This is a genomic window from Gammaproteobacteria bacterium (assembly GCA_013151035.1).
Taxonomy (GTDB): domain Bacteria; phylum Pseudomonadota; class Gammaproteobacteria; order JAADJB01; family JAADJB01; genus JAADJB01.
In genome coordinates this window covers 38,868-49,415 of sequence record JAADJB010000054.1, presented here as the reverse complement: position 1 = coordinate 49,415, position 10,548 = coordinate 38,868, and the positions used below count along the sequence as shown (strand labels likewise).

General features: G+C 47.5%; 13 protein-coding genes and 1 tRNA gene. 6 read left to right on the top strand and 8 right to left on the bottom strand.

Annotated features, from left to right (window positions below; genetic code table 11):
• Positions 1–266: 266 nt before the first annotated feature.
• From GXP22_11880 to GXP22_11865, 4 genes are all read right to left on the bottom strand, one after another.
• On the bottom strand, positions 267–602 hold the full coding sequence (locus GXP22_11880) for a TusE/DsrC/DsvC family sulfur relay protein (protein NOX10158.1): 336 nt from the start codon (positions 600–602) through the stop codon (positions 267–269).
• Between the two features lie 117 nt (positions 603–719).
• Complete coding sequence (locus GXP22_11875; protein ID NOX10157.1) at positions 720–1,973, bottom strand: ammonium transporter; 1,254 nt, start codon at positions 1,971–1,973, stop codon at positions 720–722.
• A 14-nt stretch (positions 1,974–1,987) separates the two neighbouring features.
• Positions 1,988–2,326: a P-II family nitrogen regulator gene (gene glnK, locus GXP22_11870; GenBank protein ID NOX10156.1), complete on the bottom strand. Its 339-nt coding sequence runs from the start codon at positions 2,324–2,326 to the stop codon at positions 1,988–1,990.
• Between the two features lie 62 nt (positions 2,327–2,388).
• A complete protein-coding gene (locus tag GXP22_11865) occupies positions 2,389–3,075 on the bottom strand; it encodes a hypothetical protein (GenBank protein ID NOX10155.1) in 687 nt (228 codons plus the stop codon).
• 268 nt (positions 3,076–3,343) lie between these two features.
• On the opposite strand from GXP22_11865, the gene GXP22_11860 reads away from it, so the two are divergent.
• The 3 genes from GXP22_11860 to GXP22_11850 all read left to right on the top strand — a co-directional run bounded on the left by GXP22_11860 (position 3,344) and on the right by GXP22_11850 (position 6,147).
• Positions 3,344–3,592 (top strand): accessory factor UbiK family protein, encoded by a 249-nt coding sequence (locus GXP22_11860; GenBank protein NOX10154.1) that lies wholly within the window; start codon positions 3,344–3,346, stop codon positions 3,590–3,592.
• Positions 3,593–3,670: 78 nt separating this feature from the next.
• A complete protein-coding gene (locus GXP22_11855) occupies positions 3,671–5,155 on the top strand; it encodes a YifB family Mg chelatase-like AAA ATPase (GenBank protein NOX10153.1) in 1,485 nt (494 codons plus the stop codon).
• 296 nt (positions 5,156–5,451) lie between these two features.
• On the top strand, positions 5,452–6,147 hold the full coding sequence (locus GXP22_11850) for a VPLPA-CTERM sorting domain-containing protein (protein ID NOX10152.1): 696 nt from the start codon (positions 5,452–5,454) through the stop codon (positions 6,145–6,147).
• Here GXP22_11850 and GXP22_11845 read toward each other — a convergent pair.
• From GXP22_11845 to GXP22_11835, 3 genes are all read right to left on the bottom strand, one after another.
• Positions 6,144–6,350 carry a hypothetical protein gene (locus tag GXP22_11845; GenBank protein ID NOX10151.1) on the bottom strand — a complete coding sequence of 69 codons (207 nt, stop codon included), beginning with the start codon at positions 6,348–6,350 and terminating at the stop codon, positions 6,144–6,146. The two genes, GXP22_11850 and GXP22_11845, sit on opposite strands and share 4 nt — an antisense overlap.
• A complete protein-coding gene (locus GXP22_11840) occupies positions 6,323–6,580 on the bottom strand; it encodes a hypothetical protein (GenBank protein ID NOX10150.1) in 258 nt (85 codons plus the stop codon). The genes GXP22_11845 and GXP22_11840 overlap by 28 nt, the downstream gene beginning before the upstream one ends.
• A gap of 68 nt (positions 6,581–6,648) precedes the next feature.
• Positions 6,649–6,891: a hypothetical protein gene (locus GXP22_11835; protein NOX10149.1), complete on the bottom strand. Its 243-nt coding sequence runs from the start codon at positions 6,889–6,891 to the stop codon at positions 6,649–6,651.
• Between the two features lie 191 nt (positions 6,892–7,082).
• Between GXP22_11835 and rep the strand changes: the two genes are divergently transcribed.
• The 3 genes from rep (at position 7,083) to GXP22_11820 (ending at position 9,647) form a co-directional block, all read left to right on the top strand.
• Positions 7,083–9,089, top strand: coding sequence for a DNA helicase Rep (gene rep, locus GXP22_11830; protein ID NOX10148.1), 2,007 nt, complete (start codon positions 7,083–7,085; stop codon positions 9,087–9,089).
• Positions 9,090–9,233: 144 nt separating this feature from the next.
• The gene (locus GXP22_11825) at positions 9,234–9,521 is read left to right on the top strand and encodes a hypothetical protein (GenBank protein ID NOX10147.1); all 288 of its coding nucleotides are present in this window, start codon (positions 9,234–9,236) and stop codon (positions 9,519–9,521) included.
• Positions 9,522–9,570: 49 nt separating this feature from the next.
• Positions 9,571–9,647 (top strand) — tRNA-Arg (locus tag GXP22_11820).
• Positions 9,648–9,721: 74 nt separating this feature from the next.
• Here GXP22_11820 and GXP22_11815 read toward each other — a convergent pair.
• The gene (locus GXP22_11815; GenBank protein ID NOX10146.1) at positions 9,722–10,459 is read right to left on the bottom strand and encodes a SapC family protein; all 738 of its coding nucleotides are present in this window, start codon (positions 10,457–10,459) and stop codon (positions 9,722–9,724) included.
• Between the last annotated feature and the right edge of the window lie 89 nt (positions 10,460–10,548).

The following is a 10,548-nucleotide window of genomic DNA, read 5'->3' as shown; positions in this document are numbered from 1 at the left end:
CGTTTCTTTATGTTGATGGTATGTTGAACTTCCATCATGGCGCATTACGACGCCGTATTAAAGGGGGAGGAGACCATCTCATCACCCTACCCCAATCAACACCCAATAAATTTCACCCGGTAGGGTGCGCATTGCGCACCAACAAAACTCATTCACTCAAGAGCCAGGGATGGCTCGAACCAAACAGAGACTATTATTACAAAAACAAAAAAAGGAGCGACCAAAGTCGCCCCTTCAATGTAACACAGTATGCGTAAAGCGAAGGCTTAACTACACCCCTTCGGACGCGGTAAACCGGCAATCTTGTTAGCACACTTGATCAGGCCCGTAGGAAACAGGGAATAGATATATTTCTGACTACTACGATCCTTGCCAAATTTACCCTTCATAATCTTGCTAAAGGCACGTGGCTCAGAGACAACGCCATTTTCAACAAATAACTCGCGGGCTGTATTCACGATATCCCAGTGCTCATCCGTCATCTCAGGCACATTCTCGTTCTTTGCAACCTCAACCGCAAGATCTTCATTCCACTCATCCAGGTTTAATAACCAACCGGCTTCGCTTAATTCAATGGTTTTACCATTTACTTCAACTTCCATTTCCATCACCTATCTAATTTCAAATAATACCTGACTAATTCTATCAGTTATTATTCCTTGTTGTCAATAAAAACGGGCGCACAAGGCGCCCGCTGACCATCCATGGCAGAGATATAACTACTTATTGGTAAACTCAGGATAGGCTTCCAGACCACATTCGGCCAGATCCACACCATCATATTCCTCTTCTTCACTAACACGGATACCCATGACCGCCTTGATCACGCCCCAAACAATCAGGCTCATGACAAAGGTCCAGACAAAGATAGTCGCCAAACCAGTTAACTGAGCAACCAGCGTCGCATCAGGGTTTGATAACACAACCGCTATCAGACCCCACATACCCACGACACCATGCACCGAGATTGCACCGACAGGATCATCAATACGGAACTTATCCATGCTCACGATTGAGAACACCACCAGAACACCACCAATCGCACCAATCATGGTAGCCAGTAAAGGCGTTGGCGTTAAGGGTTCAGCCGTAATAGCAACCAGACCTGCCAGCGCACCATTCAATGCCATGGTCAGATCCGTCTTACCAAACAACATACGCGCAGCCAGCATGGCAGCAACCACACCACCGGCAGCAGCCGCATTGGTATTAACAAAGATCAGAGCCACCGCATTGGCATTTTCTACGCCTGTTATCTGTAACTGAGAACCACCATTGAAACCAAACCAGCCCAACCACAGGATAAAGGTACCTAAAGTTGCCATGGGTAGATTGGCACCCGGAATAGGATGAACCTCACCATTTTCACTGTATTTACCCTTACGAGCACCTAGCAGCAAAACACCCGCCAGAGCCGCAGCGGCACCACAAAGATGAACCACACCAGAACCTGCAAAATCCAGGAATCCCAGTTGATCCAGGAAGCCACCGCCCCATTTCCAATAACCCTGTACTGGATAGATGAAACCCGTCATCACCACAGCAAATACCAGGAATGACCACAGCTTCATACGCTCAGCAATGGCACCGGATACGATAGACATCGCTGTCGCAACAAAAACAACCTGAAAGAAGAAATCGGATAATACCGAGTAATAAGGTGCACCATCAGCACCCGATGTAACGGATGCAGCACTGTTATCTGCAAGACCCAGAACACCACCTAGACCTGGCCACAGAGCACTAATAGCGGCATCACCCGGATACATTGTGCTATAACCAATCAGCATATACATAATGCTGGCAATCGCATACAAGGCGATATTCTTGGTCAGGATCTCAGCCGTATTCTTGGCTCGAACCAGACCTGCCTCCAACATGGAAAAGCCTGCGGCCATCCACATCACCAACGCACCCATTACCAGAAAATAAAACGTATCGAGCGCATAACTTACTTCACTTAATCCTTCCATTATCTTACCCTCTCTTATAGTGCTTCTGGACCAGACTCACCGGTACGAATACGCACAGCCTGTTCAAGGTTATAGACAAAGATCTTACCATCACCGATCTTACCGGTATTCGCTGCCTTACTGACAGCCTCGATAACCTGTTCTACCAGACCATCATCAATAGCCGCTTCAATCTTCACCTTAGGCAGAAAATCAACAACATATTCTGCACCACGATACAATTCAGTATGACCTTTTTGACGACCAAAACCCTTGACCTCAGTGACAGTAATACCCTGCACACCAATCTCGGAAAGTGCCTCACGCACATCATCTAGTTTGAAAGGCTTAATAATTGCGGTTAATAATTTCATCTCATTATCCTCGTATGAAACCAGGGCCTACCCAAGACAGGCAGACCCATTGGTTATAAACCTTAAAGGCTCTTGGAAACAGTCAGCATGAAACGACCACTATTGTCATTATTAACTGCTTGCGTTGCACTCAGATCGGTATCGGTGTAATTAACTTCAAAATCAAGACCTTCAAAAGACTTGGTCAGACCCAGTTTGAAATCAAGGTAATCATTGGCGCCGTAAGTATCACCATCCGCTCTGGAAAGTGTAAAGCTGGCACCAAAGCCTTCAGGTAAAACAACATCTACACCAGCAGATAAATAGGATGCATCCAGACCTGAACCATAGTCTGAGCTATAGGCATAGCTGGCAGAACCACTAATGGTCTCGGAAAAGTCATAACCGACACCGACATAAACTTCGTTGATATTTACACTGGAATCACCATCGTAGTTATAACGAATAAAGCCCAGATCGTAAGAGGCACCATTACCCAGATCACCACCAAAACCAAAGTAGGTATCTACTTCCAGGGAGATTGAGTCTGCCATGCCATAATTAACATTAGATGCCCAGGTACCGGCATAAAAACCGGATTCGTGGGTGTAATCAAATCCACCTTGAATAGCGCCATCATTAACCGTCTGGGTTAAACCACGAAAGACATAGTTGGTTGTTAATGCCACGTTTGCTGTAATCTCCGCCATAGCTGCTGAAGAGCCCATAACTAATGCGCCGGCAACTATACTTTTTGTAAATTTATTCATCTCTTGTTTCCTGTATTTATTTAAAAAAACCAAAAATAGTTCCATTTTTTATAAATGGATACCTAAAACTTTAGCAAGGCTTGTGCCAATCTGATAAAATACAACATAAACAATGAATTAGCAAGTAACACACAGCCTACACAATAGGCTTACTGCACTAATACATCGCTAACCAGCCCCATCATGGCGGTACATCGCACTAAAAGAGTGCGGCCACACAGAAAGCGGGTACTAGACGCACCGGCGATGAATGCGTAGGATCTACCCTATGATTGATCCAAAGATATTTGATGAACTCGCCCGCAAGGTATCCGCCAATGTGCCCTCGGGTATCCGCGAACTGCAACAGGATCTGGACAAGAACCTGCATGCCGCCCTGCAAGCCAGCCTGAGTAAACTTGACCTGGTCACCCATGAGGAATTTGAGGTGCAGCGCCTGGTGCTGGAAAAAACCCGCAAGAAACTCAAGGAAATGGAGCGCCGTGTAACAGAGCTTGAGGCACAAATTATCAAATAAATATTGTCGGGCTCCCTTGGGTAAACCCGACCTACGTAACACACCCAATGGAATGGGTGAAAATAAGGAAAGGAATCCATGTCACTCGCAACCCTATACAGCCGCGCCAGTCTTGGCATTGATGCACCCGTCGTTATCATCGAGGTACACTTAGGCAACGGTCTGCCCGGTATGACCATCGTAGGACTGGCCGAGACTGCCGTACGCGAAAGCAAGGATCGGGTACGCACTGCCATTATTAACAGCCACTTTGAGTTTCCACAAAAACGCATCACCATCAACCTGGCTCCTGCCGATCTTCCCAAGGAAGGCACCCGCTTTGACCTTGCCATTGCCCTCGGCATCCTCGCCGCGTCCCGACAGATCCCCGACAAAGAGATGGAACAATATGAATTCATTGGAGAATTAGCACTATCAGGTCTGTTACGCCCGATTAAATCCATCTTACCCATCGCCATACACGCCAGTGCCAGCCAACACACCCTGATATTACCACTGGAAAATGCCCACGAGGCGAGTCTGTCCCAACAAACCCGAATTCATGCCGCTGGCCATCTATTGGATGTCACCGCCCACCTGAATCACAGCCAACGACTCCCCGACTACCAAGGCAACATTCTGATTAATACCCCCAAATACCCCGATCTTGCTCATGTGCGTGGACATCATGCCGCCAAACGCGCACTGGAGATAGCCGCAGCGGGTGGTCACAGTATGTTGATGCAAGGGCCTCCGGGTACCGGTAAGACCCTGCTCGCCAATTGCCTGCCGGGCATACTGCCACCGCTCAGTGATAATGAAGCACTGGAGAGCGCTAGCATCATTAGCTTGAGCCACACCCCATTCAAACACGAAAACTGGAAACAACGTCCCTTTCGTAGCCCCCATCACACCGCATCATCCATTGCCATTGCTGGCGGCGGCTCCCACCCAAGACCTGGCGAGGTCTCCCTCGCCCACCACGGCATCCTGTTTCTGGACGAACTTCCCGAATTCAGCCGCAAAACACTGGAGGTATTACGTGAACCCATTGAGTCCGGCGCCATCACCATCTCCCGTGCCGCCCAACAAGTACGCTTCCCTGCCCGATTTCAACTCATTGCCGCGATGAACCCCTGTCCCTGCGGTTATCTGGGTGATCCCGATAAAGACTGTAATTGCAGCAGTGAACAGGTTCAACGCTATCGTCACAAGATCTCCGGCCCACTATTAGATCGCATCGACCTGCAAATCCATCTACCTAGAATCCATTTCTCTCAACTAGAGGAACACCACGAAACACCCAGCAGTGAGATCCTGCAACGGGTCATTCAGGCGCGTGATCTGCAACAGGCGCGAGGGCAATGCATCAATGCACAATTGTCTCACCAACACCTCGATAGCTATTGCTCGCTATCAACTAAAAACCGACAATTCCTGCAACAGATGCTGGAACAATTCCACCTCTCCACCCGCAGCCACCACCGTATCCTCAAGGTCGCCAGAACCATTGCCGACCTACAACAAGAGCCACAGATACAACAACATCACCTGGCTGAGGCAGTACAATATCGATGTCTGTAGAGCCATGGATACCACCCACAGACCTGTCAAAATATCTTACACTTACCAGCGCCTCGCTAACTATGCCAAAACCCACTAACAACACACTGTATTTTATAGTATTTATAAAAAAACTGCGGTGAGCTAACCAGGGCAATGATGTCAGAATATATTACACTCTTATCAAACCAGTCATTACATAACCTAACCCATCATCACATAACTAAATGAATATTAAAGAATTAATAAATTTGGAATGGATATTGCAACAAAACACTGTAGTTTGAAGGTTATTTAACATAACGAGGAAGATTAAAATGAATAAAAAAACGATAATGAAAAGCCTGATAAGTCTATTACCCGTATTGGTAATAAATACCGCTTCTGCTGCGGTCTTTAACTTTAATTATACCAATCTGGGTGTCACTGGTGGCAGTATCAACGATAGTGTCAGTATGACATCAGGTGGCATAAACGTTAATGTACAAGCATACACGATTACTCTTGATACCAATGGTGATGTGGTTCTTTCAACCGCATTAACAGGTAGTAATGGTATCTACGTCAGCAGCTCAACATCGGGTAATTTAGGTGTCGTTAGCGACCCTAGCGATGGAACTAATATGGATGGAGGCAATAGTAGCACTGATCTTGATGAAGGCTTGTTATTTACATTTGATCAGGTCATCAGTCTGAATTACATCAATTTTGACTCCTTCACATCATCAGCTGGCGATGATTTTAATCTGACAGTCGATGGGGTCAATATCCTTACAGACTTCAATGCCAATGATATTTCACCACTGGCCACCGGTGTACCCGGACAGTTTGATGAATATACATTTAACAACGTAGCCGGCACACAGATATTGATTTGGGCCGATGGTGATACCGATAGTTTCAGGATTGACACCATTAACGCATCCGTAGTGCCCATTCCTGCAGCAGCCTGGTTGTTTGGTTCAGGTCTTTTAGGTCTGGTTGCTGTCGCGCGTCGTAAGGATAAAAGCTAAATAGCCACACGCTCACGATAAACCTCATAGGATATAGGCACCACGTTCTTGTGCTTGATGCGTTCGTGGCGCCTTATATCCATCAGATGATAACGCACAGTCACTTCAACGGCTGTCGGTCTAACCTTACCCTTGCTAGAATATTCAAAAGAATAGTTACGTGGTTGCCTGGGTATCACCGTAGGGGCCAAGGATCTGTCCATGCCTGACTATGCATGGTAGTCGACCACTCATCATAAAATTCCTGATGGCATGCCGCACATTCTTTGGCACTCAAGGTATTCAACAATGCCGGTATCTCGGTGGTATCAACCGGCATCTCAAACGCCTCCGAGACGACAAAGATATTCATCGACCTGATCATGCGCCAAGCCAAAAACCCAATGGCTGCAACAGCGATGATCAGCCATGTGATTTTATGCTTTTTTAACATATCACAGCACAAGGGCCGGATAAAAAACCTCCAGCCCCGCCATCACAATCAACCCTCCCTTGCAAAAGCTACAGACCTGCCATCATTGCTGCCTTGTCACATTGTCTGATCCCGGCAAGTAACTGTTGTGAGGTAACAGCATCCGGGTTGTACGCTACAACAACGGCATGGGGATGTGCCTCTGCATTAAAATGCACGGAAACCACACCATCACGATCACGCAGTTCCTGCTCAATCTTATCTGTGTCATCACAGGAATTCTCTGGATGGAGATGGACGATAATGTCTACAATGTTGATATCCTTACTCATGATCGACTCCTCTGCCGGTTTTACCGACATCTTGTCTTGAAGAAAGATAAACAATAAATCAATTTATCTCTTGAATATAAGATTAGTTCATTATTACAGGGTGTCAAGGCAACATATTTTCATACACACATCCATCCGAACGAGTACAATCTCCTCTTCCTGAAGCCTGATCAAAAAGAATATCTGTGTCCATTTCTAGCCTCAATCCTCGCCAGCGTGATGCCGTCCATCATGTTGATGGCCCTTTACTGGTACTTGCCGGTGCTGGCAGTGGCAAGACCCGTGTCATCACCTATAAGATTGCCCACCTGATTCAGCAACAGGGCATTAGCCCCAAACATATCAGTGCCGTTACCTTTACCAACAAGACGGCGCGGGAGATGCGTGAAAGGGTATCCAACCTGCTCGATAGCAAGGCCTCGCGCGGTCTCAGGATATCCACCTTTCATACCCTGGGACTCACCATCCTCAAGCGTGAGCACAAACACCTGGGATACCGTAAAGGCTTTTCCATCTTCGATTATCAGGACTGCACCCAGCTACTCAATGAGTTGATTCGATCACAAAAACTGAATATCGAGGCCGATCCGGTACGCTGGCAGATATCAAACTGGAAGAATGACCTGATTACACCCCAAGGCGCGCTATTTAAGGCGGAAGATAACCAACAAACCGTAGCAGCACATCTCTATATAGAATATCAACGTGCCCTGCACGCCTATAATGCCTTTGATCTGGATGACCTGATCTCCCAACCGGTGTACCTGTTGCAGGACAATGATGAGGTGCGTGAACGCTGGCAGCTACAGATCCGCTACCTGCTGGTGGATGAATATCAGGATACCAATAGCGCGCAATATGAACTGGTACGCCAACTGGTGGGAAAGTTAGGACTATTTACTGCGGTGGGTGATGACGATCAATCCATCTATACCTGGCGCGGCGCCCAGCCCGAAAACCTGAATCGCCTGGGTGAGGACTTTCCGCGTCTCAAGGTGATCAAACTGGAGCAGAACTACCGTTCCAGTGGACGCATCCTGAAATGTGCCAACCAATTGATATCAAACAATAAGCACCTGTTCGAAAAGCGCCTGTGGTCTGAACTGGGTTATGGTGACCCGCTAAAGATCCTGGCCTGCAAGGATGGCGACCACGAGGCCGAGCGTATCGTCTCCGAGATCCTGCACCACCGTTTTGCCCACAACAGCAAAGATGGCGACTACGCCATATTGTACCGTGGCAATCATCAATCGCGTCCCTTTGAGCGGGTGCTGCGTGAACACAGTATTGCCTATCACCTCAGTGGCGGCATGTCCTTCTTCGAATATGCCGAGGTCAAGGATCTGGTCGCCTACCTGCGGCTATTGGTCAACGACCATGATGACCGCGCCTTCCTGCGCGCGGTCAATACCCCAAGGCGTGAGATTGGCATGAGCACACTGGAAAAGTTGGCGATTTTTGCCGGTGAGCAGGGTTTGAGTCTGCTCAATGCCGCCCAACATCCTGAGCTCAAGCAACACCTGAGTACGCGTGCCTGCCTACGTGTGCAGAGCTTTTCTGACTGGGTTCATGAACTGAGCCTACGCGCTCAGGAAAAAGAACCGGTCAGCCTGATTAAAGAACTGGTCAAAGAAATCAACTACGAGAGCTGGATTACAGAGCGTAGCAAAGACCCGGATGATGCCGAACGTCGTTGGAAGAATGTTGAGGATCTGCTGGCATGGCTAAAAAAGGCTGCCAAACAAGGAGATACCGACAAAAGCCTGACCGACCTGATTAATCGACTCAGCCTGATGGATATCCTGGATAGAAATAAGGACGATGAAAAGAATGAGAACTGTGTCCACCTGATGACCCTGCATGCCGCCAAGGGTCTGGAGTTCCCCCATGTCTTTCTCAGTGGCTTTGAAGAAGACTTGCTACCGCACAGGAACAGTCAAGAGGAAGAAGGCATTGAAGAAGAACGCCGCCTCGCCTACGTCGGCATTACCCGTGCACAAAAAAACCTGACCATTAGCTATGCCAAAAAACGTAAACGCGCTGGTGAGTGGCAGGAATGTGAACCCAGCCGTTTCCTGGAAGAGCTACCCGCTGATGATCTCGAATGGGAAGGCAAAACCTCAGAAAAAACACCCGAACAACAACAAGAACGTGGCAAGGCCTACCTCTCGAATCTACGCAACATGCTGGACGGATAAAACCGAGAAAACCGGGGACAGACCACGATTAATTGCGCGCAATTAATCGTGGTCTCTGTCCCCGGTTTTAATTACCTGCTACAATTTAGCGCAAACCTGCCGTAAACACCTAATGTAATCGTTAACTTATCTATGGAAACCTGAATGATCGTTGCAACCACACCCGCCATCATGCCGAACCCCCAGGAACCGGCCAAGCCACCCGAGGTACAGCCGCAAGCTGAAACACGCCGTCCTCCCGAACCGGTCAGTAAGGCAGATGCAGCAGCACAACAGGCCGTTCGTGACGATGAAAACAATCCATCAGAACAAAGTGATGCCTCGCAACAGGCATTTGATAGTGGCGATAATGTTGTCTACACCGATCCAAGAAGAACCAGTTCATATAGCGAAGTCAGCAGTGCCGGCAGCTATATTGATGAATATACCTGATCTATACCTCTAGCCCTCTACTAACGATCCATGTATCCTTACAGCCCTTGCGCCCGTAGCTCAGCTGGATAGAGTGTCGCCCTCCGAAGGCGAAGGTCACAGGTTCGACTCCTGTCGGGCGCGCCAGATAAAACAAGTCTCAAATAAAAAAGCAGCCTGAACAGACTGCTTTTCTATGGTTCTTGCTACAAACGGTTCTTTTAAGCGGCTGCTTCTTCCTCATCAGATAAACGTTCACCCAACTTATGCAGATTCATTAATGAATGCAGATGCAGGTAAGTCATCTCCAGCTCTTCTGTCTTTGCCATCCCAGCCAGGGTATCAGCAGGCAGGTTCATTAATTTTTCACGATTTACCACCATAAACCCGCCCAATTGACGCTTAGTACCGGAACGAAGGCTAAAATTAACCTGCATGGGCTCCAGCAACTCCAGTTCCTTAAGTTTATTACAATAAGCACGGGTCAGGCTATCGTGTAACTGGAAATCCTTATGAAACTCCAGCACATTTGTCGTGTAGGTCGTTGGTTTACCCTCTTTATCAAACAGTGCAGCACCCTTCCCATCCTGATTAAAACCGGCAAAGGATTCATCAATACACAGAGTATTTGTCGCGCCATCTTCACTTCTCGAAAAAACAAAAGGATAGCGACGAACAAAGGCGGGGATATAGTTGGCATCCCAGCTTCCATCCTGATTGACATAGAAACTTTCATTATCATTGACACCCAGCACAACCGCTGGCATAACGCCATTATCATCTTCAACAAAGACGATGCCGTACTCAAAGGCTGCCTGTCTGAATTCAACGGCAGTTAACGGAACCGCATTAGCCTCTTTGGCATAACTATAATCACCCTCAACCTCAACAGACCAATCACTGTGCGTTTCTGAAGAGACTGCTACAACCTCATTGTAAAATATCACTTGCTTACCCATCCGAACACCATCCTTTATTTATAATTTAACTTTCTCAACAGGGGTAGTATAAAACGATTAGCCCAGAATTACACATAGAGAAGCACGCT

Bases quoted from the DNA above. Each gene is read 5' to 3' on its own strand.
- GXP22_11880 (NOX10158.1), bottom strand. From the start codon at position 602: ATGGAAGTTGAAGTAAATGGTAAAACCATTGAATTAAGCGAAGCCGGT.
- GXP22_11875 (NOX10157.1), bottom strand. From the start codon at position 1,973: ATGGAAGGATTAAGTGAAGTAAGTTATGCGCTCGATACGTTTTATTTT.
- glnK (NOX10156.1), bottom strand. From the start codon at position 2,326: ATGAAATTATTAACCGCAATTATTAAGCCTTTCAAACTAGATGATGTG.
- GXP22_11865 (NOX10155.1), bottom strand. From the start codon at position 3,075: ATGAATAAATTTACAAAAAGTATAGTTGCCGGCGCATTAGTTATGGGC.
- GXP22_11860 (NOX10154.1), top strand. From the start codon at position 3,344: ATGATTGATCCAAAGATATTTGATGAACTCGCCCGCAAGGTATCCGCC.
- GXP22_11855 (NOX10153.1), top strand. From the start codon at position 3,671: ATGTCACTCGCAACCCTATACAGCCGCGCCAGTCTTGGCATTGATGCA.
- GXP22_11850 (NOX10152.1), top strand. From the start codon at position 5,452: ATGAATAAAAAAACGATAATGAAAAGCCTGATAAGTCTATTACCCGTA.
- GXP22_11845 (NOX10151.1), bottom strand. From the start codon at position 6,350: ATGGACAGATCCTTGGCCCCTACGGTGATACCCAGGCAACCACGTAAC.
- GXP22_11840 (NOX10150.1), bottom strand. From the start codon at position 6,580: ATGTTAAAAAAGCATAAAATCACATGGCTGATCATCGCTGTTGCAGCC.
- GXP22_11835 (NOX10149.1), bottom strand. From the start codon at position 6,891: ATGAGTAAGGATATCAACATTGTAGACATTATCGTCCATCTCCATCCA.
- GXP22_11825 (NOX10147.1), top strand. From the start codon at position 9,234: ATGATCGTTGCAACCACACCCGCCATCATGCCGAACCCCCAGGAACCG.
- GXP22_11815 (NOX10146.1), bottom strand. From the start codon at position 10,459: ATGGGTAAGCAAGTGATATTTTACAATGAGGTTGTAGCAGTCTCTTCA.